The 25,487-nt window shown below is 33.3% G+C and carries 24 protein-coding genes; 11 read left to right on the top strand and 13 right to left on the bottom strand.

What is annotated here, in order from left to right; all coding sequences use genetic code 11:
* Positions 1-4: 4 nt before the first annotated feature.
* Both H3T83_RS03540 and H3T83_RS03545 read right to left on the bottom strand, forming a co-directional pair.
* On the bottom strand, positions 5-1,078 hold the full coding sequence (locus H3T83_RS03540) for an HlyD family secretion protein (RefSeq protein WP_065578807.1): 1,074 nt from the start codon (positions 1,076-1,078) through the stop codon (positions 5-7).
* Between the two features lie 373 nt (positions 1,079-1,451).
* Positions 1,452-2,075, bottom strand: coding sequence for a hypothetical protein (locus H3T83_RS03545; protein WP_065578808.1), 624 nt, complete (start codon positions 2,073-2,075; stop codon positions 1,452-1,454).
* 262 nt (positions 2,076-2,337) lie between these two features.
* Between H3T83_RS03545 and argE the strand changes: the two genes are divergently transcribed.
* Entirely contained in the window at positions 2,338-3,495 is a 1,158-nt protein-coding gene (gene argE / locus H3T83_RS03550) for an acetylornithine deacetylase (RefSeq protein WP_086320650.1), read from the top strand.
* A 399-nt stretch (positions 3,496-3,894) separates the two neighbouring features.
* Here the strand turns inward: argE and rnz are convergent, their stop codons facing one another.
* From rnz to H3T83_RS03565, 3 genes are all read right to left on the bottom strand, one after another.
* The gene (gene rnz, locus H3T83_RS03555) at positions 3,895-4,812 is read right to left on the bottom strand and encodes a ribonuclease Z (protein WP_086320651.1); all 918 of its coding nucleotides are present in this window, start codon (positions 4,810-4,812) and stop codon (positions 3,895-3,897) included.
* A gap of 203 nt (positions 4,813-5,015) precedes the next feature.
* Complete coding sequence (locus H3T83_RS03560; RefSeq protein ID WP_065651169.1) at positions 5,016-5,444, bottom strand: lysozyme inhibitor LprI family protein; 429 nt, start codon at positions 5,442-5,444, stop codon at positions 5,016-5,018.
* Between the two features lie 61 nt (positions 5,445-5,505).
* Complete coding sequence (locus tag H3T83_RS03565) at positions 5,506-5,733, bottom strand: YccJ family protein (protein WP_065578811.1); 228 nt, start codon at positions 5,731-5,733, stop codon at positions 5,506-5,508.
* A 76-nt stretch (positions 5,734-5,809) separates the two neighbouring features.
* Between H3T83_RS03565 and yaaA the strand changes: the two genes are divergently transcribed.
* Together yaaA and H3T83_RS03575 are read left to right on the top strand one after the other, a co-directional pair.
* Complete coding sequence (yaaA, locus tag H3T83_RS03570; protein ID WP_198215120.1) at positions 5,810-6,583, top strand: peroxide stress protein YaaA; 774 nt, start codon at positions 5,810-5,812, stop codon at positions 6,581-6,583.
* Positions 6,584-6,597: 14 nt separating this feature from the next.
* Positions 6,598-7,557: an AEC family transporter gene (locus H3T83_RS03575; protein WP_065578813.1), complete on the top strand. Its 960-nt coding sequence runs from the start codon at positions 6,598-6,600 to the stop codon at positions 7,555-7,557.
* A 7-nt stretch (positions 7,558-7,564) separates the two neighbouring features.
* On the opposite strand, the gene H3T83_RS03580 is transcribed toward H3T83_RS03575, so the two are convergent.
* Positions 7,565-8,422: a carboxylate/amino acid/amine transporter gene (locus tag H3T83_RS03580; protein ID WP_198215121.1), complete on the bottom strand. Its 858-nt coding sequence runs from the start codon at positions 8,420-8,422 to the stop codon at positions 7,565-7,567.
* Positions 8,423-8,682: 260 nt separating this feature from the next.
* Here H3T83_RS03580 and H3T83_RS03585 point away from each other — a divergent pair, with 260 nt between their 5' ends.
* On the top strand, positions 8,683-10,275 hold the full coding sequence (locus H3T83_RS03585; RefSeq protein WP_198215122.1) for an ABC-F family ATPase: 1,593 nt from the start codon (positions 8,683-8,685) through the stop codon (positions 10,273-10,275).
* A gap of 67 nt (positions 10,276-10,342) precedes the next feature.
* Here H3T83_RS03585 and H3T83_RS03590 read toward each other — a convergent pair whose 3' ends face one another.
* Both H3T83_RS03590 and rhlE read right to left on the bottom strand, forming a co-directional pair.
* The gene (locus H3T83_RS03590) at positions 10,343-10,684 is read right to left on the bottom strand and encodes a YggL family protein (RefSeq protein ID WP_065651175.1); all 342 of its coding nucleotides are present in this window, start codon (positions 10,682-10,684) and stop codon (positions 10,343-10,345) included.
* A gap of 27 nt (positions 10,685-10,711) precedes the next feature.
* Positions 10,712-12,016, bottom strand: coding sequence for an ATP-dependent RNA helicase RhlE (gene rhlE / locus H3T83_RS03595; RefSeq protein ID WP_198215123.1), 1,305 nt, complete (start codon positions 12,014-12,016; stop codon positions 10,712-10,714).
* Between the two features lie 277 nt (positions 12,017-12,293).
* On the opposite strand from rhlE, the gene nikA reads away from it, so the two are divergent.
* From nikA to clcA, 7 genes are all read left to right on the top strand, one after another.
* A complete protein-coding gene (gene nikA, locus H3T83_RS03600) occupies positions 12,294-13,859 on the top strand; it encodes a nickel ABC transporter substrate-binding protein (protein WP_198215124.1) in 1,566 nt (521 codons plus the stop codon).
* 23 nt (positions 13,860-13,882) lie between these two features.
* Positions 13,883-14,827 carry a nickel/cobalt ABC transporter permease gene (opp1B, locus tag H3T83_RS03605; protein WP_065651177.1) on the top strand — a complete coding sequence of 315 codons (945 nt, stop codon included), beginning with the start codon at positions 13,883-13,885 and terminating at the stop codon, positions 14,825-14,827.
* 2 nt (positions 14,828-14,829) lie between these two features.
* Complete coding sequence (gene opp1C, locus H3T83_RS03610) at positions 14,830-15,657, top strand: nickel/cobalt ABC transporter permease (RefSeq protein ID WP_370528001.1); 828 nt, start codon at positions 14,830-14,832, stop codon at positions 15,655-15,657.
* Positions 15,650-16,516, top strand: coding sequence for an ABC transporter ATP-binding protein (locus tag H3T83_RS03615; protein WP_198192079.1), 867 nt, complete (start codon positions 15,650-15,652; stop codon positions 16,514-16,516). Before opp1C ends, H3T83_RS03615 begins: the two co-directional genes overlap by 8 nt.
* A complete protein-coding gene (locus H3T83_RS03620; protein WP_198215126.1) occupies positions 16,516-17,295 on the top strand; it encodes an ABC transporter ATP-binding protein in 780 nt (259 codons plus the stop codon). The genes H3T83_RS03615 and H3T83_RS03620 overlap by 1 nt, the downstream gene beginning before the upstream one ends.
* Before the next feature lie 3 nt (positions 17,296-17,298).
* Positions 17,299-18,624: an MATE family efflux transporter gene (locus H3T83_RS03625; protein WP_198215127.1), complete on the top strand. Its 1,326-nt coding sequence runs from the start codon at positions 17,299-17,301 to the stop codon at positions 18,622-18,624.
* 131 nt (positions 18,625-18,755) lie between these two features.
* Positions 18,756-20,150 carry a H(+)/Cl(-) exchange transporter ClcA gene (clcA, locus tag H3T83_RS03630; protein WP_198215128.1) on the top strand — a complete coding sequence of 465 codons (1,395 nt, stop codon included), beginning with the start codon at positions 18,756-18,758 and terminating at the stop codon, positions 20,148-20,150.
* Positions 20,151-20,305: 155 nt separating this feature from the next.
* Here the strand turns inward: clcA and H3T83_RS03635 are convergent, their stop codons facing one another.
* The 5 genes from H3T83_RS03635 to H3T83_RS03655 all read right to left on the bottom strand — a co-directional run bounded on the left by H3T83_RS03635 (position 20,306) and on the right by H3T83_RS03655 (position 25,214).
* Positions 20,306-20,740, bottom strand: coding sequence for a hypothetical protein (locus H3T83_RS03635; protein ID WP_198215129.1), 435 nt, complete (start codon positions 20,738-20,740; stop codon positions 20,306-20,308).
* A 486-nt stretch (positions 20,741-21,226) separates the two neighbouring features.
* Positions 21,227-23,140, bottom strand: coding sequence for a hypothetical protein (locus H3T83_RS03640; RefSeq protein WP_198215130.1), 1,914 nt, complete (start codon positions 23,138-23,140; stop codon positions 21,227-21,229).
* A gap of 419 nt (positions 23,141-23,559) precedes the next feature.
* On the bottom strand, positions 23,560-23,766 hold the full coding sequence (locus H3T83_RS03645; RefSeq protein ID WP_065578823.1) for a hypothetical protein: 207 nt from the start codon (positions 23,764-23,766) through the stop codon (positions 23,560-23,562).
* Positions 23,767-24,105: 339 nt separating this feature from the next.
* The gene (locus H3T83_RS03650) at positions 24,106-24,579 is read right to left on the bottom strand and encodes a hypothetical protein (RefSeq protein ID WP_065578824.1); all 474 of its coding nucleotides are present in this window, start codon (positions 24,577-24,579) and stop codon (positions 24,106-24,108) included.
* A gap of 185 nt (positions 24,580-24,764) precedes the next feature.
* Entirely contained in the window at positions 24,765-25,214 is a 450-nt protein-coding gene (locus H3T83_RS03655; RefSeq protein WP_198198257.1) for a hypothetical protein, read from the bottom strand.
* Between the last annotated feature and the right edge of the window lie 273 nt (positions 25,215-25,487).

Below are 25,487 nucleotides of genomic sequence, written 5' to 3' on the forward strand. Positions count from 1 at the left end.
CCAATTATTTTGTTTGGCATTTTGCAACATCAGATAAACCTGAAGGCCACTCCGCATTAGGATCAAGTCTAACCCATGCAACACCAGGGAGACCGGTTTTAACATGAGTAATATAACATCTTAACAATTCTGGACTTAATTGTGCTTTAACTCTAAACATCAACTTTTGACGTTCATCTTTGGTTTCAACTGTTTTAGGCGTAAATTGTGCCACACTAGATACAAACGAAACTTTGGCTGAAATAGCTTTATCTGGAAGAGCATCCAACACAAGTCTAACTTCATCACCAATACCCACTTTCCCCGCAATTGTTTCTGGTAAAAAGAAAGTCAAATAAACATCGGATAGATTGACTAGATTTAATACTTTTCCACCTGAAGATAAAACTTCACCTGGTTGGGCTATACGATATTGAATACGGCCATCAACAGGAGCGGTTAAGGTACTATCATTAATATCAGCTTGAATTTGATTAATATTCGCTAACGCTACATTTATCGCTGATTTAGCGCTTTCTACACCAGCTTGAGCAGCTTCAATCGCTGCATCGGCAGCAGTAACTTGTGATTTAGCTGAATCTAATGCGGCTTTGGCACTATTTACTTTAGCAGTATCATCATCAAATTGTTGTACTGAAATCGCTCCTTTTTGATAAAGTGCAGCAGTACGTTGTAAATGCTTATTGGCTATATCTAAGTCACTTTCTCTTTGTGTAACACCAGCTAAAGCAGCAACTTTATCACTCATTTTTAAAGCTACTTGTGCTTTTGATGTCGCTTCATTACTCATAGCTTGTCGATGTTGAGCTTGGGCTTCATTTAATTGCGCTTGTAACGTATCAGTTTGCATAATGACTAGCGGTTGGCCTGCAGTGACAAAATCGCCCTCTTCAACATTAATCTTTTCAATTCTACCGGCTAATTTGGTAGAGATATTGATTTCAGTAGCTTCGATACGTCCGTTGCCACTAGTAAAATCAGCACCATAGCCATCAGGCTTAAATTGCTGCCACAAAATAAAACCAATAATAACAACTACAACTGCAATAACAATCCATTTTTTGTTTATTTGTTTCATGAATAACACCTTATTCTAAAGTGACAAATCTATAATATAACTTAACGAAAAATTTAATCGTTAGAATCGATTTATTTTCAATATGCTCATCATAACAAATGTATTTTATAAATAATATCAACTCGCAAGACAAACGCAGTAAAAGCTAAAAAAGGTCATTTATAATTTTAAATAGAGATCACAATAAACGTAGATGATGATTTATAAAGAAAAGCAAAAAAAATGAATATCCAATTAATTTAATTGAAAATTATTTTAATATATTATTGATTTAGTCAATAGAATGAGGTTAATAAAAAAAACTAAACTCCAAATCAATATAAAATTAATTTGGAGTTATCTTATAAATGTTAAACGATTATCTTGAAAAAGATCATAAATCCGGTCTAAACCGTTTTAATTCTTTTAATGGAATATCACCTTGAACTGAACATTGAATCATGACTTTGCCACTAAACCTATCATATTCAAGAAACAATAAATTTTCAGCAGTGCCTCTTACTGGAGAGTCATTGGTTAATACATGTTTATTGTCAGACCAAACACCATCTTTATAAAATAACGCATTGGCAACATCAAGCGTACCATCAGCCGATATTTGCCAATCAACCCATGGTAACGCACTTTTAATCTCTTCAAAGGTATTATCGGTGTTAAATCCCCAAAAATAGTACTTCAGATGTTCATTGTAAATATATTGGGACTGATCAAAACTTTCGATTTTTAAACCATTAAAGATAATGGGTGGATCAAATGTAAGTCTACTTTTTTTAGGATTATTATTTGATTTAGTGACAAATTTGCTATAACCATTTGGTAAATTTACGATTGGAAAATAATTACGATATATTTTTTTATTTAAATCCGAAAAAAAAGTCTTATCACATTGGGTAAAGCTTTTTAATAAATGACTAAAATCATCATCAAATGATGGATTTTGGGCATTTGCGAAAAATGGCATGAGTAAACCAATAAAACATAATGATTTAATCTTCACTGTCTATTTCCTTATTAGTGATTGATAATAAATTTTTACTTTGAGTAGCTTTAAAATAAGTTATTATATCAATAATGACAAATAATATTTAGCCTATCTTTAACTATAATAGTAGCGAAATATTCAAAGATAAAACAATTAGTTGCTAATCAATAACCGTCTAACAAAATAGCAACAAACTATTGCTAGCTGTGCTGTAAGGAAATATAGTAATTAAATATATTTTTCTCAGCGTTATGACTTATTTAATAAAGGTGATTTTATGGCTCTTCCTTCTTTTTTGACAATTTATAATGAATTAATATCCACTCCAACTATCAGTAATGTAACCAATGAAAAATTAGATTATTCCAATAAGCCACTAATTGACAAATTAGCGCAATGGTTTGCTGATTTAGGCTTTACAATTGACATTCAACCTGTACCAAATACACGTAATAAATTTAACATGTTAGCCACCTATTCCAATAGTGACAATAAAACTCAAGGCGGCCTATTATTAAGTGGTCATAGTGATACAGTGCCTTTTGATGATGGACAATGGAGCAAAGATCCATTTAAGTTAACCGAAGAAAATAATAAGCTTTATGGGCTAGGCACTGCAGATATGAAAGGATTTTTTGCATTTATATTAGATGCATTGCGTGATATCGATCTTAAAACATTAACCAAACCAATTTATGTATTAGCGACCGCAGACGAAGAGACATCAATGGCTGGCGCTTCATTTTTTGCCCAACAAACGCAACTACAACCAGACTGCACAATTATCGGCGAACCTACCTCATTGATTCCTATTCGTGCTCATAAAGGATTTATATCTAATTCAATTAGAGTTATTGGTAAGTCAGGCCATTCAAGTGATCCAGACAAAGGTATTAATGCTATCGAAATCATGCATTTAGTGATTGAAAGATTACTTATTTTGAAACAAAAATTCAAACAACAATATCATAATGATGGCTTTAGCGTACCTTATCCAACCATGAATCTTGGTGTTATTCATGGTGGTGATGCAGCTAATCGTATTTGTGGCTGTTGTGAATTGATTATTGATATTCGGGTTTTACCAGATAACGATATTGACTCACTTTATAATGCCCTTTGTGAAGCATTACAACCCGTTATGGACCAATATCCTAATCGAGTTTCCATCGAATATGAAGTATCACCAATACCGGGCTATGAATGTAAAAAAGATCATCCAGCATTAAATCATATCGAAAAACTGGTTGGTCACACCGCGCAAACCGTTAACTACAGTACTGAAGCACCATATTTAAATCAAATCGCCCCAACCATCGTTTTAGGACCAGGCTCTATTGAGCAAGCTCATCAACCAGATGAATTTATTTCAATGGATTTCTTAAAACCAACCAAATTAACCATTGAAAATTTAATTAAAGATTTTTGTTTATAAAAAGTACATTCGCCGGCAATGTCGGCGAATCAGCTTAATGCTATTAAAGCACAAAAATTCATTATTTTTATATTAAGACGGTATAGACTTCTCAATATTTTTTACAAAAACTTACTTTTTCATCCTACATTTATCACTTAATAAAATTTATTTATAAAGTTATCTGACCACTACAATCATAAATAAAAATTTTCTGTAAATAGTGATACTAAATGATATTAATTAATCATTTTAATCTTAAGACGGTATAGACTCCTCAATATTTTTTACAAATATGGTCATCTTGATTTAGTAAAAATATACAAGAAAAGTCATGTTTTAATTATTGTTATTGTTATTGTTATAGTTTTGGCTTTGATTAGTTTTATTAGTAATAGCCGACAAAGTCGGCGTGATTGATTAAACTTGAAAAGTGGCAAAATCAGTAGCAATTTCAGTATTAGCAAAGATGCTCCTTGCTTCATTAACCAGTTTTTGATTATCTTGAATACTATATCTAGGGCTAATATGCGTTATGATTAACCTTTTAGCATTAGCTTGCTTAGCTATATTGGCAGCGTGTATTGTCGTTGAGTGCCCACGTTCAATGGCTTTTGCCTCAAGAGCTTGCTCTTGAGTGGCCTCATGCACTAATAAATCGACGTTTTCAGCTAAATCAATGGATGCTTGACAAGGGATGGTATCACCCAAAATAGCTACTTTTTTGCCTTGCTTAATATCGCCTTGATAATCCTTACCATTAATTGTTCTACCATCTTCTAAAGTAACGGTTAAACCTTCTTTTAAATGAGCATAATGTGAACCTATTTGGATGTTATCTTTTTTTAATTTATCAATATCCAGCGTTGCAGGAAGATCCTTTTCAACAATACGATAACCAAAACAAGGGACTCGATGTTGTAATAATTTGGCGTCGACGCGAAATTTATTATCTTCAAACACTAAGCTATCTTGTTCAAGTTCAATAATATTTAAAGGGTAAGTAAGCCATGAAGAACTAATTTCAATCACTGTTTGAATAAATTGTTTAATACCTTTAGGTCCAACTAACGTTAATGCCGATTGATTTTGCATTAATGAACGAGTTGTCAACACCCCCGGTAAACCAAATAGATGATCACCATGTAAATGAGTCAAAAATATCATCTCCAATTTGGCTAAACTAAAATTGGCCTTTTGCATTTGCATTTGCGTTGCTTCACCACTATCAAACAGCCATAATCGCCCTCGTTCTTGTCGGAGATCAAGCATAACACTACTTACATTACGTTCTGCGGTTGGCGAACCGGCACTTGTCCCTAAAAAAGTTAATTTCATATCAAGATCAAATTGTCATTTAAAATTTTATTATATACTGAGAATAACTATTGATAATTTTATTTTGCTATAAGAAATAGAAAAATTATTATAATAGTAACTATAATAATTAATTCATTTATAACAGAACGTTAAAACCAAAATGTTTATATCTCAAAAATCAATACAATAATTTAAATAAGGATTTCATCTTGTACTTTAATTTATTTAAGATAAAGATCTAGTTGTTTTGCTCGTTGAAAATTTAGTTCAGCAAGGCAAGAAAATTTCATCATATCTAGCGCATTATCAATTGCTCCACCACCTAACGAACGTGCAAAATCACACTGCAGATTGCGATATTTAATAAATTCTTGGTTAGATTTTTTCAATCTAGTTTTGGCAATTACGATGTATTCTTTATCTTCAAACCAATTATCAAGTTCATTGAAAAATTTCTTTTGCGATTTATCTAATTCCGCTTGACTAATATAAAAAATTTTTTCTAAACATTCAGTCATGGCTCTTTCTGAAGGCTCGCCACTACAGTAGATGCGCAATTCGTCCTGATTTAAATCAGCATATTTTGAATTAGCAAAAACCTGTAGTGGCATAAAAATAATAAATATAGTCATTAATTTTATTATTTTCATAAAACTCTACAATCCTATTGATAACACTAAATTTAGTTAACTTATTGATTTATAATACATATTAAACGTTTTTACGTTCGATGGTCTGTTCGCCCCAAAAGAGCTTATTAGCTTTAGTTTTAGCGAAAGCGCGTTGTAATACTTCATCGCTACCTTCTTCCCAAATTTGTTCTGCTAATTTTTCATCATCATTAGCGAGTTCAAAAATAGCCTCGGCAATTTCAATAGAGGTTTCACGAATATTTGCCCAAGATCGAATATCATGTATTTCTTTTTTGGTACTATTCATATTTATTCTCCTTATTTGCTAAGATTACAGGTAAAATAAACCCTATTCGCACAAAACACAATAGGTAACACTCTTTATGCTAACTATCATCTCTCCAGCCAAAACCCTTGACTATCAAAGTCCATTAATCTCTACAACCCATACCCTACCCGAATGTTTAGAGGCAACAAAACAACTTATTACTGTTTGTAAAAAGCTAACTAGCGATGATTTAGCTAAATTAATGTCTATCAGCCCCAAACTTGCGGCAGTCAATTATGAAAGATTCCAGAATTGGCATCCTGATTTTAATTTACAAAATGCCAGACAAGCGATTCTAGCGTTTAAAGGCGATGTATACGAAGGTCTACAAGTTGAAGATTTTACTGCTAGTGACTTGCAATTTGCGCAATCGCATTTACGTATTCTGTCTGGGTTATATGGCTTATTAAGGCCACTTGATTTAATTCAACCTTACCGTTTAGAAATGGGTATTCGGTTAAAAAATGGTGACAATAGTAATCTTTACCAATTTTGGGGAGAAAGCTTAACCGATAAACTCAATGAAGAGTTAGCAAAATCATCTCAACCAACTTTAATCAATTTAGCCTCTAATGAATACTTTAAAGCGATACAAGTTAAACACCTAAATGGCAAAATTATTCAACCGATATTTTTAGATAAAACCAAAGATGATTATAAAGTGATCAGCTTTTACGCCAAAAAAGCACGCGGATTAATGAGCCGATTTATTATAAAAAATAGCATTAATAATTGTAATGATATTAAAAGTTTTAATTTAGATGGTTACCAATTTGATTCTAATCGCTCAACTGAATTAGAATGGTACTTCACCAGAAAACATGCATAGAAAGATATATTAAGATGGAATTTTTAATCACATTATGGCAGCAGTTTTTAACCACCTTACCTTTATTTATCTTAATTTTGTTAGGTTATATTGCTGTAAAAATGGGCCGTTGGCAAAAAACGGTAACCGATAGTGTAACTAAATTCACTTTTTATATTGCTTTCCCTATTATGCTCTTTCAAATTATGAGCCACTTTTCTGAACATTCAGAAATCGATATTAATCTATTATTAGTATTTTTTGGTGGCTCATTTATTGTTTTTGCCTTAAGTTGCTTTATTGCGGTTAAATTTTTTAAACTTAATGGTTCTGAAAGTACCATGTTTGCTATGGGTGGAATTTACACAAATACAGTATTTGTTGGTATTCCAATTATCAATATGTTATTGGGTGAAAAAGCGATTCCTATAGTCGCTATTATCGTAATATTTAATGCTTTGATTTTATGGACTTTAGCAACAGTATCCATTGAATTTGTGCAAATGGGTAAACTATCAAGCAAAGGGTTTATCAAAGCCTTTAAAAATGTATCGAAAAATCCAATCATCATCGGCATATTTGTCGGTATAGCAGTTAATTACTCTGGTATACCTTTACCTATATTTATCGAAAAATCGACCAAAATGGTCAGTGATATGACCGCACCGCTATCATTAATCGTATTAGGTATGGGGCTGGCTGAATATAAAATTCGTAACGATTTACATATCACTATAGCAATCTGTATTATCAAACTATTTGTGTTACCAATTGCGACCTATATACTAGGTAAATTGTTAGGATTACCTCTTTTAGAGCTACAAGTTATTGTATTATTAAGTTCCGTATCAATAGCCATAAATTGCTATATGATGGCAAGACAGTTTGAGGTATTACAAGGACCTATCGCATCTAGCTTATTGATATCAACGGCGTTGTCATCGATAACAACACCGTTAATTCTATCAATAATGTTACAGTTACCTTTTGCTTAAGATAAACTTATTTCACCGCAAAATTTTTGAATTTGTGGTGTAAAATCAAAGCAAAAACAATAACCGCACTACCAACAGTGAATCGGCCCCAATCTATTGATTGGTGCCATATAATGACATTGACTAAAATACCGGTTGGAATAACCAAATTATTCATAATCGCCAGTGTGCCAGAATCGACTTTAGTCGCACCTAAATTCCATAAAAAATAACATAATCCCGAAGCCACAACACCTAACCAAATAATAATCCCCCACTGTAATTGAGTGGTAGGCAGTTTGTCAGCATTACCAAATAATAACCAACCAATAGTTGCTACAACTATTGCGCCAAAATAGACCCAAGCAAAAGCTTGATGTTGCGGTAATGGATAGAGTTCCATAATACGTTTATAACCGACTTGTCCTAAAGCAAAGACGATATTGGCACCCTGAATTAATAAAAAGCCAATGATAAAATCACGACTGATGAGGTCATAACGGATAATTGCCGCACCAATGACCGCTATAATGGCCGTTAATAAATAATTAAGTCTTAGTCGATGCCCTTGCAGTAAATCATAAATAATAGTGACATAAATTGGTGTTGAAATGGTAAATAATAAAACCTCTGGTACCGAAATATATTGGAATGAGTTGTAATAAAAGAAGTACATAATTCCTAATTGGCATGCACCTACTCCCATCAAAAGCAACATCTGCTTTACAGAGACATTTTTTAAACGTAAAAAAGGAATAAAGGTAATAAAAGCCAGCAAAACGCGCATGACTACCGCAAACCAAGTATCAACTTGACCACTTAAATAAACCGCAATAAAACTAAATGAAAACGACCAAACAATGGTGACAAAAATAAGGTAATACATAGCAAACTTGTACCAAAAATAAAAAGTCAGGCATGGTAACAATTCGTTTTAACAATGTAAACAATAATTAAAGCCAAATGTTTACCAATGGTAAAAAAATTTTGCCAAACAAAACTTTTTAAGCACAAAATTAACAACTAAACTGCTAAAAAGGACATTATTATGGCATAATGTGAGCTAAATCACATTTTTGCCAGTTACTTTAAATCTCATAAAGAGCTTTACGGTTTAGTTGCAAATCAATTCGAGAGTAATTATCAGTGTTAACAACAAGCAATATCACAATGCAATTCGGCAGTAAGCCTCTATTTGAAAATATTTCCGTCAAATTTGGGAATGGTAATCGTTATGGATTAATTGGCGCCAATGGGAGTGGTAAATCAACTTTTATGAAAATTATTGGTGGCGATTTAGTGCCAACTTCAGGCAATGTATCGCTTGATCCACATGAAAGATTGGGTAAATTACGCCAAGATCAATTTGCTTTTGAGGAATTTACTGTTCTCGATACCGTAATTATGGGACATACAGAATTATGGCAAATCAAGCAAGAACGTGATCGCATTTACTCGTTAGCAGAAATGAGTGAGGAAGACGGTTTTAAAGTCGCTGATTTAGAGACCCAATATGCCGAAATGGATGGTTATAGTGCGGAGGCGAGAGCTGGTGAATTATTGCTTGGAGTTGGTATTCCTATCGAACAACATTATGGCCTAATGAGCGAAATTGCTCCTGGTTGGAAACTACGGGTATTATTAGCCCAAGCACTATTTTCAAATCCGGATATTTTATTACTCGACGAACCAACCAATAACTTAGATATTGATACTATCCGTTGGTTGGAAGATACCTTAAATGAACGTGAAAGCACGATGATCATCATATCCCATGATCGCCATTTTCTTAACATGGTCTGTACCCATATGGCCGATATGGATTATGGTGAACTTCGTATTTATCCTGGCAATTATGATGATTATATGACTGCCGCTACTCAAGCAAGAGAACGTTTATTAGCTGATAATGCGAAAAAGAAAGCACAAATAAGTGAATTACAATCCTTCGTCAGTCGCTTTAGCGCTAATGCCGCTAAATCAAAACAAGCAACATCACGAGCAAGACAAATTGAAAAAATAAAATTGGAAGAAGTCAAGGCATCCAGCCGACAAAACCCATTTATTCGCTTTGAGCAAGATAAAAAACTATTTCGTAATGCACTAGTGGTAGAAAACCTCACTAAAGGTTTCGACAATGGTCCTTTATTTAAAAATCTTAATCTCATGGTCGAAGTTGGCGAAAAAGTAGCAATTTTAGGGACTAACGGTATCGGTAAAACTACCCTACTTAAAACCTTCATGAATGAATTAACACCAGAACAAGGTGATATTAAATGGTCAGAAAATGCCAATATTGGTTATTATGCGCAAGATCATGAATATGAGTTTGAACAGGACTTAACTGTATTTGAATGGATGAGTCAATGGAAACAACCTAATGATGATGAACAAGCGGTACGTAGTATTTTAGGTCGATTATTGTTCTCCCAAGATGATATTAAAAAGCAAGTTAAAGTTCTATCTGGTGGTGAAAAAGGCCGTATGCTGTTTGGCAAATTGATGATGCAACGACCAAATATCATTGTCATGGATGAACCTACCAATCACCTTGATATGGAATCGATCGAATCATTAAATATGGCATTAGAGCTTTATCAAGGAACGTTATTTTTTGTATCGCATGACCGCGAATTTGTCAGCTCACTGGCTAGCCGTATTATTGAAATCACGCCAGAAAAAGTGATTGATTATACAGGTAATTATGAAGATTACTTGCGAAGTCAAGGCATCGAATAAAGGTGCTTAAAAAGCAATAAAAATAGCCACATAAGTGGCCATTTTTTTATTGGCTGGTTATAAAGAATTAAAAATCTAATTCATCCCACCAAATATCGATTAAAGCGCTGGTTTTAACATTTTTTAATCCATGACTCTCAAGCCATTTAGTGACATTGTCACGATCCTCTTCAGTACAGTTACCTAATTTTTGGGTACAAATAATCCCCTTCCAAGTCAAATAACCACTTCCTTCGTAAGCCAAACCATTAGCTTGTATTGCTTCAACGATAAATTGATCGACAACGTTATCGATGGTTTCTTCATTAGTTCCTTCGTCAAATGACCAGCTTACAGTAAAACCTAACTCTTTAAATTCTTCAATATGTAATTTTTTTCTTAAACGACGACTGCGATTAACCTTAGCCATAATAATATCCTTCTGCTTTTTAATAATTTAGTTAGTTTTAGAATGTGTATGATGGCTTGATTGCTTCATACTATTCTGATGATTTTTAGAAGTTCGAGATTTATCAGCACTTCTTCTTTTTGTTGGAGCTCGTCTGGCTGGCGCTTTTTTGACTGGCTCCGCTTTAATTCGAGGATCGACTTCAAATCCTTGAGTAAAAATTTCTGGAATCGGCTTTCTAAGTAATTTCTCAATTGATTTTAATTGAGCAAGTTCATCAATACAAACCAGCGATATAGCTTGACCTTGATTTTGCGCTCGCCCTGTTCGACCAATTCGATGAACATAATCTTCTGCTACTTGTGGCAGCTCATAATTAATAACATAAGGTAATAACTCAATATCCAATCCTCTGGCGGCAATATCTGTAGCAACTAATGCTCGTATTTGTCCCGACTTAAAATCAGCTAACGCTTTCGTTCTGGCGCCCTGACTCTTATTACCATGAATTGCCGACGCTTTAATGCCATCTTTGGTTAATTGTTCTGCTAAGTGATTAGCGCCATACTTGGTTCGAGAAAAAATTAACACCTGTTGCCATTGATTTTTGCCAATTAAATAAGAGAGCAATTCACGCTTACGGCGCTTATCCACCCGATGCACATATTGCGTAATTTGCTCAGATGCACTATTGGTTTTCGCCACAGCAATCGATTCAGGCGAATTTAAGATGGTATTCGCTAATCCTTTTATCTCGTCAGAAAAGGTGGCAGAAAAAAGTAAATTTTGGCGTTTTTTCGGTAATTTAGCGATCACACGACGGATATCATGGATAAAGCCCATATCTAACATACGATCGGCCTCATCTAGAACTAAAATTTTTACCGGCGAAAGATCGACTGCATTTTGGTGTACTAAATCTAATAATCGTCCTGGGGTAGCAATTAAAATATCCACCCCACCGCGAAGTTTCATCATTTGAGGATTAATACTAACACCACCAAATACTACTAATGAACGAATAGATAAATAACGACTATAATCACGAATATTTTCACCTATTTGCGCGGCTAACTCACGTGTTGGCGCTAAAATTAAGGCATATAAAGGGCGTTTACTTTTTTTCGGTTCTGATTTAGCTGAATTTCTTAATTGCATTTGATGCAATTTTTGCAAAATGGGTAAACCAAAACCTGCGGTTTTACCGGTACCGGTTTGGGCACTAGCCATTAAATCTTTACCTGACAGTATTACGGGAATAGCTTGTTGTTGGATAGGAGTGGGATCGGTATAGTGTTGTTCTTCAATAGCTTTTAAAATCTTGGCATCTAAGCCAAGAGAGTCAAATGACATGTAATGATTCCTAAATAATCGAAAAAATGAATAATCGTAAACATTATAAAGCAATTTGATAATAATTGTCTGATTATTTTATCTTTTCATTGCTAGTTATTTAATATATGCTACCATTTTAGTAAATAACCCTATAAAGTTTAGAGTTATTTGTCGCTTAAAATTTATTCATAGTATTTTGCTTATATTTTAAGCAAATTGTATAGGTGATATTGATTATCATTATCATTTATTGTATTGTTGCTACCCCAAAATATAATTATTTTATGGAATAGGTATGTCTTTTAACTTTCCTCATTTAAAAAAATTACTTATCGTCTTGGTCTTAAGTTGCTTTAGCCTTAATTGTTTAGCCAAAGATGACATTACTTTCGCAAATTTTCGTGATATTCGTGATTTAAATCCACATTTATATTCAGGTGAAATGTGGGCACAAAATATGCTGTATGAATCATTAGTTCACTATAATGAAGATGGCACTTTTTCTCCATGGCTGGCAGAAAGCTGGACTATCACTAACGAAGGTAAAACTTACACCTTCAAATTAAGAAAAGATGTCACATTCAGTGATGGAGCAAAATTTGATGCGCACAGTGCCAAACTGAATTGGGATGCCGTGTTATCTAACAAAGTTCGTCATACTTGGTTAGAAATGGTGCGTTTAATAACTGAAGTCAAAGCGGTAGATGATTATACTCTTGAGGTTAATCTTTCTGAGCCTTACTACCCTTTTATGATTGAAATTGCCGTCACTCGCCCTATGCGATTTATTTCCCCAAATTCTATGATTGATGGTGAAACTAAAAATGGCGTGAAATCTTATATTGGTACCGGCCCATATGTTTTAGGTGATCATAAGAAAGATCAGTATGCAGTGTTTAATGCCAATCCAACTTATTGGGGTACTAAACCGTTACTGAAAAAAGTGACTATGAAAGTAATCGCAGATAATCAAAGTCGACTAATGGCTCTTGAAAAAGGTGAAATCGATCTGATTTATGGTAAAAATATGGTTGATGCGGATTCATTTGAGCGTTTTTCTAGCATGGATAAGTTTCAAACCTTAATGTCTAAACCGGTTTCCAGTCGAATTGTTTTAATGAATACGACGAGAAACCAATTGAGTGATGTTAATGTCCGCCAAGCTATTGAACATATTATCAGTAAGAAAGATATCTCAGAAGGTATATTCAATAATAGCGAAGCTCCAGCGGATACATTGATGGCAACCAATATTCCTTATGCCAACATTGGTTTAAAACCATATGTATACGATACAAAATTAGCTGAAACACTACTGGATAAAGCTGGCTGGCTAAAAGTTAAAGGTGAAGATTATCGCCAAAAAGATGGTAAACCGTTTGAGATCACTCTTTATTATGATAGTAATACTGCCTCTCAAAAAACTATTGCCCAATATATGCAAGACGAATTTGAGCAAGTGGGATTAAAGCTTAATATTCATGGTGAAGAAGAGCAAGGTTATCGTGATCGCCAAAAAGCGGGTGATTTTGATATGGTATTCGATATTTCATGGGGAACACCATATGATCCGCAATCATTTTTGTCAGGAATGAAATTACCGGTTTATGGTGATTATATGGCGCAACAAGGCTTGAAAGAAAAACCACAAATTGATGCGAGTATTAGTAAAGCATTAATTTCAACTGATGAAAAAGAGCGACAAGATCTATTCCGTTATGTGCTAGAAACCTTGCATAATGAAGCGGTTTATATTCCGCTGACTTATGAGCGTAATCGTGCGATTGCGGTTAAATCTCTAAAAGGAATTGAGTTCGCCCCTTCTCAATTTGATATTCCATTTGAGAAAATGCATTTTTAATAAACTAATATTATTGGCGAATAATGTTAAATTATATTATTAAACGTTTAATGATGATGATACCGATATTATTCGGTATCTCTTTTATCGCTTTTTTTCTTATTAATTTAGCTCCATCCGATCCTGCAGAAGTTGCATTACGCTTAAACGAAATCATGCCAACACCAGATGCTATTGAAAGTATGCGTCAAGAATTGGGATTGAATAAACCTTTTTTAGAACGCTATTTTATTTGGCTATATGATGTTTTACATCTTGATTTTGGTCGTTCATTTATTCATCGAGATAGACTAGTTTGGGATGAGATGATCCGCAGTTTAATTCCGACATTAATTTTAGCGATGTCGGCATTTGCATTTACACTTATCATCAGTTTAATTTTAGGTGTTTTATGTGCCATCTTTGCCAACTCAGCGTTTGATCATATTGTTCGTATCATTATCTTTCTAGGTACTGCAATGCCTAGTTATTGGTTAGGTTTACTCTTTATTTGGCTATTTGCCAATTATTTAGATTTACTGCCAACCAACGGTTACGGAACATGGCAAAATCTCATTTTACCTACCTTAACCTTATCGTTTGTCTATATCTCAACTTATATTCGTTTTATACGTAATAACATGTTGGAAAATATGCATAATTATTCGGTATTTTATGCTCGTAGCCGAGGTTTAAAAGAAACAACGATAATTGTTAAACATGTGTTAGTTAATTCTCTACATACGACTATCACGGCTTTAGGTATGACTATTCCGCAATTAATAGCTGGATCTTTTGTCGTCGAATATATCTTTTCGTGGCCAGGACTTGGTCGTTTATGTATCGCGGCCATCATGAACCGTGATTATCCGGTCATTCAAGCTTATATTCTTATCATGGCTATTCTATTTGTAGTTTGTAATTTTATTGTTGATATCATTCATCAATGGTTAGATCCACGATTACGAGATAATGGTGGTGCCGTATGAATATAACTAAACAACTGATTAACAATAAAACAGCTTTAATCTGTTTAATCATAATCACCACAATCGTTATATTAGGTATTTTAGCACCTTATATCGCACCGTATGATCCCAATAAAGTTCGTATAGTGCGTAAATATGCCGCCATATCTAGCCAACATTGGCTTGGTTGTGATCATCTTGGTCGCGATATTTTATCGCGTTTGCTTTATGGTATCCGTTCTACGCTGTTTTTATCCTTACTTACCATGATCATCACTATCGTAGTTGGTAGTCTGATTGGCCTTATCTCAGGTTATCAACGAGGCAAACTTGATGAATGCATTATGCGCCTTTGTGACATTATGCTGTCATTTCCTAGCCAAGTCATGATTTTAGCGATTGTTGGTGTATTAGGCGTAGGTATTGAAAACGTCATTATCGCCAATATTGTGGTTAAATGGGCATGGTATAGCCGCATGATTCGTAGTTCAGTCATAAAATATAGCCGAAAAAATTATATCCTTTTTTCACGTGCAATTGGCGCACCACATTCGTTTATTATTTGCCGTCATTTATTACCTAATGTTATGTCAGAGCTGGTGGTATTAGCAACCTTAGATACAGGTTGGGTAATTTTAAATATCTCAGCACTATCCTTTATTGGATTAGGTGTTCAAGCACCTACTGCCGAGTGGGGGTTAATGTTAAGTGAAGCGAAAAATGTCATGACCCAACATCCGATGCAGATGGTCTTTCCAGGTATTGCAATTTTAATTGTCGTTGCCGCATTTAATATGTTAGGTGATTGTTTAAGAGATATTTTAGATCCTAAGGACCAAAAGCATGAGTAGCTCGCTATTAGAAGTGAATAAACTTACGGTTACCCTCGACAATGGTAACAAGCTATTAGATGATGTCTCATTTACAATTAATCGTCATTCATGTTTAGGTATCGTTGGTGAAAGTGGCAGTGGCAAAAGTTTAACATGTAAAGCCATTATCGGATTGTTAGAGCCCTATTTTGATGTGTCAGGTCAAATATTATTTAAGCCACACCAAGCTAAACTAACCTTAGCTAATAATGGTGATCTATTACAACAGAATAAACAAACCTTAAAGCAGATACGTGGTAAGGTAATTTCGATAATATTACAACATCCTATGAGTGCTTTTGATCCACTGTATTGTATTGGCAAGCAAGTAGTTGAAACACTGCAAGCACATCAAGATATTAACAAAAAGCAAGCCATGACAAAAGCGTTAGAAATGATTGAAAATATTGGCCTTAATAATCCACAAGAGATCTATAAAAAATATCCTCATCAATTAAGTGGTGGCATGTTACAGAGAATAATGATTGGTTTGGCATTAATGCTTGAACCAGAACTCATCATTGCTGATGAACCCACTACAGCACTTGATTCAATTAGCCAATTTCATATTTTAAAAATGTTTACCGAGATAAAACAGAACTCGAAAACAACCGTGATTTTTATCTCTCATGATTTAGGTGTGATTCATCATATTGCTGATGATATTATTGTGATGAATAAAGGGAAGATTGTGGAATCAGGTAGTCGTGAACAAATTTTTTACCATCCTCAACATGACTATACTCGTTACTTGATAGACACACGCAAACAGTTATTAAATAAGTTCAATGCTATTATTGGTTTCAATAATCCAAATTTGATCACGGAGACAACTTAATGCCACCGTTATTACAAGTTGAAAATGTAAAAAAATCTTTTTTACAACCGAATCAAAATCTGTTTAGCCGAAAAAAGAATACCGTCATCAATGGCGTTTCATTCGAACTAAAACAAGGTGAATGTCTTGGCATTATTGGCGAAAGTGGTAGTGGTAAAAGCACATTAGGTAAACTGATTTTAGGTTTAGAAAAACCTGATAGTGGTAACATCTATTTTAATGGTCAGGATATAGCTAAACGGGCTTGGAAAAAGTCAGCAATGCGTAAAGATATCAGTGCGGTATTTCAAGATTATAATGCCTCAGTCAATCCGTATTTTACTGCAGCCCAGATTATTGCTGAACCGATTGACATCTATGAAAAACTAGCCAAAGATGACCGTAAGCTGCGTATTAACGCTTTATTAGAACAAGTCGGTTTAGACAGCTCTTTTTATAATCGTTTTGCTCACCAAATGAGTGGTGGTCAATTACAGCGTGTTTGCATTGCCAGAGCAATTGCCTGCTCTCCGCAATTTATCTTATTTGATGAAGCTGTGAGTTCATTAGATATCTCAGTACAAACCCAAATATTGTCACTACTTGCCGATTTACAAAAGCAATTAAATCTTACCAGTATTTTTATCACCCACGACCTAACGACCATTACTTATCTTTGTAACAAAGTGGCATTTTTTTATAAAGGTGAGATCATTGAATATATTGATAGTATAGACAAACTTAATCAAGTCAAAAACCCTTACTCTATCCAACTTCTCGAATCAGTTTTAGGTTTTTAAAAAATGGCAAACCCATCAATATCAAATCAACAGTATCAGTTTATTGATTATCTTAAATTAGTGATTCCCTTTGTACTGTCAACTATCACCACTCCCCTGCTTGGCGTAGTTGATACTGCTTTAGTTGGTCATTTACCTAATCCTGCTTTTATTGCTGGAATTGCCATAGGAACAGTAATATTCAATACCATTTACTGGTTATTTGGCTTTTTAAGAGTCAGTACCACAGGTTTCGCAGCTCAAGCCTTAGATAACGCATTGTTACTAAAATCTTCGCTTATTCGCCCTCTATTTATTGCGATTTTTTTAGGTTTGGTATTTATTATTTTTCAAAAGTTCATTTTTTCTGCTTCAATGCAGATCATCAATCCTAATCAAGAAGTTCAACGCTATGCTAATAGCTATTTTTCCGTGTTAATTTGGGGGGCACCTTTTGTGCTTATCAATTATGTGTTAGTTGGTTGGTTAATGGGTATCTCTAAAGTGAAAGCAGTATTATTTTTACAAGTTTTCATCAATGTACTTAATATTATAATGGCGATGCTTTTTGTCTGGTGGTTTCGTTGGGACATCAAAGGAGTCGCATTCGCAACGTTAATCGCCCAAATAAGTTGTTCTTTAATCGGGATTTGGTTTATCTATCGATATCTACCAAAAACGCATCAAAAAACCGACTTAAAAGCTATTTTGTCATGGCAATCATTAAAAGGGGTCATTTTAGTCAATACCAATCTAATGATAAGGACTATCTGTTTATTAATAGTCACCAATCATTTTATTTCGATTGGCTCAACATTCGATACCGAAGTATTAGCCGCTAATGCCGTCTTATTTCAGATCCATTATATGATGGCATATCTGTTTGATGGTTTTGCTAATGCATCAAGTGTATTTAGTGGTCGCTCGAAGGGCAATAAAAGTATGGAGCTCTATAACCAAACTTTACGCTGGTCATTGCAAGCCTGTTTTATTTGCCCAATTATAATAATTGCTATTTGGTTGGCGTTTGACACCTCAATTATCAAGCTACTTACTAATCAAACGGAAATTATAAATCTTACTCTGCAATATCAAACATGGTTAATTATATTCCCTATCGTTGCCGCCGGTGGATTGATCTATTATGGTGTTTTTTCTGGTATTAGTTACACTTCATCAATCCGTGATTCAATGTTATTAGCGTTATTGCTTTGGTTGATAACACAATATTTTGCAGTACCAGTTTGGGGAAATCATGGATTATGGCTGGCTTACAGTTTATTTAGTTTTGGCCGAACAATATTTTTAGTTATTTGGATTAAAAAATCGCGCAGCTATATTACTGCTTAATGGCGCATTATCGCAGGTTTTTAATCAGATAATCGTCCTAGTAGCAAGTATTTTAGTACAAATTTGAAACTATCTTTTTCGATTAAACAGGCGTAAAATTTGCCTTCATTGTTCTAATTACAGTCAATATTGTGCCTAGTTATTCTGCTATCAAAAAAAGAATTCAACTTTATCATAAAATACGTAGTTTTCAGGATAAAGCCCCTCTAATCGTACTAATAGTTGCCGGTGTTATCGGCACTATCACAGGTATTGTTGGCGTATTATTTCAATATGCAGTGAATTGGGTTATCTCACTGCGTAAAACGTTATTATTTGATCTAATCGACAATGAAATAATTAATTATCTGTTAATCTTTGCTATCACAGGAACAATGGGCGGGTTAGCTTACTATTTAGTCAAACGTTTTGCTCCTGAATCTGGCGGTTCAGGTATACCAGAAATTGAAGGTGCATTACTTGATTTACGTCCAGTTCGTTGGCGATCTGTCCTACCAGTTAAATTTATTGGTGGCATTGGTGCTTTGGGCTCTGGTATGGTGTTAGGTCGTGAAGGCCCTACTGTTCAACTCGGTGGTAATATTGGTGCAATGGTCTCTGATCTGCTCAAAGTTAAAAATAAAGCTTATCGGCATACTTTTTTAGCAACGGGAGCCGCCGCAGGCATTACTGCAGCATTTAATGCGCCGTTAGCTGGAATACTGTTTATTATAGAAGAGATGCGCCCACAGTTTCGCTACAATTTGACCTCAATAAAAGCCATTTTTGTTGGCGTGATTATGGCCAGTATCATGTATCAATTTTTATATAATCAGGAATCAGTCTTTCAGATCGGCCACTTTAATGCTGTTCCTATTGAATCTTTATGGCTCTATCTCTTGTTAGGGACTTTTTTTGGCGTTATTGGTGTTTTATCAAATAAGTGCATATTGACCTTACAAGAGCGATTCAAACAATTTTATCAATTTAATCAATACTACTTTGTTATCACTGGATTTTGTTTGGCAGGGTTATTTGGAGTTATAAGCTTCATCCTCCCTGAAATAACTGGTAGTGGTTTTGATTTTATTCCCGATGCCGTTTCTGGCAATTACGCTATCAATACATTGATGATTATTTTATGTTTACGCTTTATCACTACCGTTTTATGCTTTAGTTCCGGTGCGCCAGGTGGCATATTTGCCCCTACCTTAGCCTTAGGGACAACGGTTGGGATCGCTTTTGGGGTGATTGCGCAACAAATTTACCCAAATTATCATATTGAACTTGGTGCGTGCGCTATCATTGGAATGGGGGGATTATTTGCGGCAACCGTACGAGCACCACTCACAGGAATTGTCTTGGTAATGGAAATGTCAGATAATTATCAGCTTATTTTACCGATGATTATTACTTGCTTAGGTGCAACACTCATAGCCCAAGCGTTGGGTGGAATGCCATTATATACGTCTATTTTGGAAAAAATATTATTAAGAAACAAACTTCAACTAGATAACGCTGCTCAACTAACGGCAAGTAATTCTTAATAAATTATAACCTAATCAAACTAGCAGTTTTGGATGGTAAAAAATAAGAAGAAAATTTTAATTAAGTCGTTAACTTAGTAATGAATCAAAATTAATACCTCAACGTTTCGATTCATTACTAAAATTCACCTAATAGCGAATAAACTAATATTTCCCTATTCTAACTCACAGATTTCTTTGATTGATAAAGTGGTAGGAATATTACGATCATCAGAAAATTGAAAACGGAAAATAAAACGAATGTCATAAGTTTTTAAGACATTTACGACATCAGGTTTATCACAAAATTGACTATTAAGCCCTAATCTAACATTCTCCATAAAATCATTCAAAGGGGTACTTTGGCTATCTGAAGGCATTTTGTATTCAAAAACCACATTATTAATATTCGCGGTAATATTGGTAACTTCATAACCGGCCTCTACTTGAATAGGAAATTTACCTTTTTCTCCTAACAATGAGCGTTTTGCACTATCTGCTAATGCTTTAGTAACCTTTACTCCCGTATTTTTATCGGCTGTAGCTGCATTTACGGTCGTAAACATAAAAAGGCTTGAAAGCAACACTGTCAATTTAATAACTTTTTTCATCATTTTTCCTTACTCTATACCTTATAACTCTATTTCTAATCAAAACTATTGATAAATAATTATATTTTTATTGTTATCTTAAATATTTTAATTTATTTAATGGTCTAAATAATAATGATTAATAAAAATATCTGCTATCTTACACAATATTTCTGATAAAAAAAGCCAACTTAACAATTTATTGTAAGAATTTAAATCAAATTAAACAAATATTGATCATTTCAACTTTGAATATTTTTATCACTAATACCAATTACTCAGCAAAAATTTTTCCTCAATTTAATAATCTTTAAACCAAAATTTAACTTGATATGGGGATTTTTTAGCTTTAATTTTGAGATACCCAAATATATAGGTTATAGAGGATAAGTTGAATTTTTTTGACAAAATTTATTTACTAAATTTATCTATTGATAGTAAACATAATTCCAAATAAAATCTTGAAAATTAAGTGCCTTACCTTTACATAGTAAGGCACTTTATAGGTTATTGTGGGGTTAATGACATGATAACTGTTTCAAAAGGTTCAAGCGTTAACATTGCTGTTTTCGAAATAGTTGTTGGTTTCTTTGCATGTAACTTACTAGCATAATCAATTTTAATTTGAAAACGATCAGTTGCATTATTTGGTAATTCTAAATCATTTTGTAAATCTAGATAGTAAACTTGCTGTTTATCAGATGGATTACGTAAAGTGATAATTGCTTTATCTTTACTCCAACCAGCCCAACCATATACTCCTAATTTTGTCGGGTCTTTACCTATCCAATGGCTATCAAATAAAACATCTTTATTAGTTCTTGCCCATTTTGCTGCTGTAGCAAGAGTATCCCAATTTTGGGTCGTTAATAATTCAGGTGTAATATACATCTCTTGCAATTGAGTACCTGTTGCAAAGTAGCTCCATACCTGATCGGCAAAATCTGTTTCACTTTCTTTATCAAGATTTTTCGCCTGTTTTGCATAGACAATACCATGCAACATTAAGGAGTTAAGCGGAAATAGTGGACCTTTCAGAATTATAGAACGATAAGTCTCTGCATCACGATAAGTTAACCATTGTTGCACTTTGCTACCAGGTCCATAGTAGTTAACATCATCCCCGCCGCGCCATATTGAATCGGCATAGAATAACCATGAAGGCGTTGCTTGAGTACCGGTGGTTAAATTGATGTAAAGATTTGGATTAGCACTGCGCATATCTTCAATTAAATGGATAGCAGCATCAAAATCACTAGTAAATTGGCTACCAGCGATAACCTTATCAGCATTACCCGTTCCATCAAGTTTAAACATGGTTATGTTTTGGTTATTAATCAATTCGAGGATTCGTTTATGGAAGTTAGTATAATAATTTGGCCCAGATAAGGCTAATTTACCATCCATAGTTTCATAACCAAATTCAGGCGCGTTAGCAACACGTTTATCACGTGGTTTATTATAACCGCCCCATGGTGATAACCAAATCCCGAGTGCCGTTTGATACTTATCAGAAGCTGCTTTCAAATTATTAAATTCATTAGGGAAATTGGCACTAAATCCCCAGTTCCCTTTTAGATTATCCCAACCATCGTCAAATAAATATCCATCCAATTTTACCTGACGTTTTTTTACCAATTCCTCACCATATTGATCGATTCTCAATAAGGCTTCTTTTTCAGTATAAGGATTAAAGAATCCTATATCTAGCCATGAGTTATAGTGTAAATAAGGACTATATGGACGTTGACGAACACTATCAATGAACTGGTTAATGTTACGTCTTAACTGACCTTTTTCATAAGTACCAATGTAAGTTTTATAACTTAAAGTATGTTCAGCTTGTAATGGAATAGCTTGTGGAATTTTTTGTGATACACCACCTTCATAAGCAACCGTATTGGTTAATGGATTTTCTGGAATGATAAAGAAGGTATCACTAATAATCGGTGAACTTACCACTGAACCATACACAAATGGTGCCTGTGAACGGAATGGCATTAATGATACTGATGACATTGAAAGTGCTTTATTCTTAGGTGTGATTCTTAATTCATAACTAGCAAAATGTTTATCATCATTTAGATTAACAACAGTCTCAATCGACATATCATGACCAGTATAATTTAATATCATACCTGTATCTTGTTGTTGCACTTTATCTAGTGAAAAATCTTTATCGGTTAACTTATCTCCTGATGCTAAAACAATCTCAAACAACGTTTCAATTTTTACCGAATCATTATTCAATGGATTAATAATATTTAGTGCTGTAATACTATTTTGACTATCATCCTTAGCCAATTTAACTTGAGTATTTTTTCCTGATAACTGATAATCTTTAGCCCAAGCAGCGCCTGTTGGTAAACACAATGCAGATAACACACCTAACACAACCAATTTTTTCATATTTTTTTTCATTATTACCTCCTGAAGGACAAACAATTTTTTCAATAAGCACATATTAGACTTAGTATAAACATCAAATATTGATGAAATTGTGATCTTCTTTGCAGTTTATTAGAATCGCTAAATTGCCAAAAAATGACTGAATTTCCTTTTTACTGAAAGACATATATTTGGCGGGAAATGATTACAACTAGTTTTTTATTACCATAAATCAAGTCATTTCTAAATTAGCCATAGGTAATAATGAAAGGTAGGGTTAGCAATGAATGAAATATTGCTTTTATTTTTCGACGTGATAAAGATCACAATTTCAAAATAAACTTATTGGCAAAAGCCAAAAATTCGAGAATAAAATTTAATAACGATACTTAATAACCAAAAAGGTAACACTGAGTGTTACCTTTTAAAGTTACAACATAAAATTATTACTGTTATTTTTTAGTATGATGAGGATCTTTAACTGAATCACCTTGACCACTAACCACATACCAACCATTCTTACTATGTGGCTTTTTATTATGATCAGGACAAGGGGGTAACGATTTTTTACTTTGGTTTGAATATACATAGCCACAATCAGCACATTTATAAGTGCCAGCTGAAACATCACTACCGTATGCAGCAAATTTTTGTACCATTATAAGCTCCTCCAGTAAAATGTTATAAATAATAAGCCGATTTACTTATTACAGTTATATATAAACGCTGATTGAAACAAAAATCAAGTCAAGATTGAATAAACTCTCAATATCTTCGCTAAAAGAGCTTTAAAATATAAAAAATTTAGATTTTTAAGTTTAAATACTCGATAAAATGAGCAAGGTAATTCTGTCTTATCTCAAATTGATAATAATGGCGTATTAAAAGCAATTAACAAATAACAAATAAGAAAAAGTACTCAATCATCTTAAAATAACTGACGAATACTCAATAAAATGCAGCTAATTTTTTAAAAGGCTTTCTTAATATATTTTACTTTATGGATAAGAATCATTGGATTGTTTAACAAGGAAAAAACAACATAAACATCTTAAAGTTTTAATCAAAACTAAAATAATGTAACCTAAAAAGCAACCTAGCGCAGGAATAAACGCCGCAAGGATGAATCCCAAATCATTGTTATAACCATAATCAAAATAATCAAAATAAAAATTTAAAAAACCAAACCAGCCAAAAGAGAAAACTAATCCACAAAATAATCCTATAAAAGAAGTTAATAAATGTGTCCGAGGTGTAATAAATAATTTTATTAATTGTATTAGGAAAAAAACAATTTCAAAAACTATTGTTATACAAAATATTATCTGAAGGACATATGCAGCTACATGACTAATATAGAATATGCTTTTTAATGAAAAAATATTATAAGTAATTATAAATGCCAAATAAGTAACCCCAAAAAGACAGATCCATAATTTATCTTTAGATAAATATTTAATAATTTTGGGCATAATTAATCCTTAAAAACTTAAGTTAACTTCACTGTTAACCGGTAAAAATCTCATCCAATTAAATATGATTACACGCTAATAAAATTAATATTTAACTGCTTAGTAATCAGTTATGCATTCTACTTTAGATGGCAAAATAATTCTCTCAAGCAATATCAAAAAAACGACAGGTAGTCAAAAAAATATTATTTAGATAAAACACAATATAAAAAATATAACATTCTGATAAGTATTAAAATAATATAACTTATAAAACTGCCAATCGCAGGCAAAAACGCCCAAACGAGAAACCCTAAACCATCCCATCCCCCACCATTATATTGGTTGAAATAAACATATAAAATAAATAGCCAAACAAAAGAAAATGCTAACCCAAATATTAATCCTAAATAAGAGGTTAACCAATGTGTACTATTAACAACAAATAGTTTTATCAACATTGAGAGAAAGAAAATAATTTCAACTACAACCGCGATAGCAAATAAAACATCAACAATTGGCTTACCCATATTGCTAATAAACGAGTGGCGATTTTCTAAAACTACATAATATGTTATGTCCATACTAAAGTAGAATATGAAGAAGAGAACGATCAATACAGAATCTTTAAGCAAATATTTAATAACGTTTAACACACCTAATCCTTGAAAATATCATTAAACTTCCTGTTAATCCGTTGGAGAATTGTTTATTAATAATGTTTTTTTAAGGATTAAGATTAGTTTAATATTATTCAAAAAGCAATTTAGATATGGTGAAACTAATATCTATATTTTAAAATGAACAGTGATAAAACATTTAATAGATTTTACGACTTAACTTGAACCAGTGACCAATCGATTATGAGTTCTTTGCAAGGTCTTTTTAAATCAATAATTTACATATTAATCAATAGGTTGAGATTGCAT

Origin of the sequence: Gilliamella sp. M0320, from assembly GCF_016101635.1 — a bacterium.
GTDB classification, from domain to species: Bacteria; Pseudomonadota; Gammaproteobacteria; order Enterobacterales; family Orbaceae; genus Gilliamella; species Gilliamella apis.

Coding starts and splice junctions, on each gene's coding strand:
- H3T83_RS03635 (WP_198215129.1), bottom strand. CDS start 20,740: ATGAAAAAAGTTATTAAATTGACAGTGTTGCTTTCAAGCCTTTTTATG.
- H3T83_RS03565 (WP_065578811.1), bottom strand. CDS start 5,733: ATGAATAGTACCAAAAAAGAAATACATGATATTCGATCTTGGGCAAAT.
- rhlE (WP_198215123.1), bottom strand. CDS start 12,016: ATGTCATTTGACTCTCTTGGCTTAGATGCCAAGATTTTAAAAGCTATT.
- H3T83_RS03575 (WP_065578813.1), top strand. CDS start 6,598: ATGGAATTTTTAATCACATTATGGCAGCAGTTTTTAACCACCTTACCT.
- H3T83_RS03560 (WP_065651169.1), bottom strand. CDS start 5,444: ATGAAAATAATAAAATTAATGACTATATTTATTATTTTTATGCCACTA.
- H3T83_RS03640 (WP_198215130.1), bottom strand. CDS start 23,140: ATGAAAAAAAATATGAAAAAATTGGTTGTGTTAGGTGTGTTATCTGCA.
- H3T83_RS03645 (WP_065578823.1), bottom strand. CDS start 23,766: ATGGTACAAAAATTTGCTGCATACGGTAGTGATGTTTCAGCTGGCACT.
- H3T83_RS03540 (WP_065578807.1), bottom strand. CDS start 1,078: ATGAAACAAATAAACAAAAAATGGATTGTTATTGCAGTTGTAGTTGTT.
- H3T83_RS03615 (WP_198192079.1), top strand. CDS start 15,650: ATGAGTAGCTCGCTATTAGAAGTGAATAAACTTACGGTTACCCTCGAC.
- H3T83_RS03580 (WP_198215121.1), bottom strand. CDS start 8,422: ATGTATTACCTTATTTTTGTCACCATTGTTTGGTCGTTTTCATTTAGT.
- H3T83_RS03590 (WP_065651175.1), bottom strand. CDS start 10,684: ATGGCTAAGGTTAATCGCAGTCGTCGTTTAAGAAAAAAATTACATATT.
- H3T83_RS03650 (WP_065578824.1), bottom strand. CDS start 24,579: ATGCCCAAAATTATTAAATATTTATCTAAAGATAAATTATGGATCTGT.
- nikA (WP_198215124.1), top strand. CDS start 12,294: ATGTCTTTTAACTTTCCTCATTTAAAAAAATTACTTATCGTCTTGGTC.
- H3T83_RS03620 (WP_198215126.1), top strand. CDS start 16,516: ATGCCACCGTTATTACAAGTTGAAAATGTAAAAAAATCTTTTTTACAA.
- yaaA (WP_198215120.1), top strand. CDS start 5,810: ATGCTAACTATCATCTCTCCAGCCAAAACCCTTGACTATCAAAGTCCA.
- H3T83_RS03625 (WP_198215127.1), top strand. CDS start 17,299: ATGGCAAACCCATCAATATCAAATCAACAGTATCAGTTTATTGATTAT.
- opp1B (WP_065651177.1), top strand. CDS start 13,883: ATGTTAAATTATATTATTAAACGTTTAATGATGATGATACCGATATTA.
- rnz (WP_086320651.1), bottom strand. CDS start 4,812: ATGAAATTAACTTTTTTAGGGACAAGTGCCGGTTCGCCAACCGCAGAA.
- argE (WP_086320650.1), top strand. CDS start 2,338: ATGGCTCTTCCTTCTTTTTTGACAATTTATAATGAATTAATATCCACT.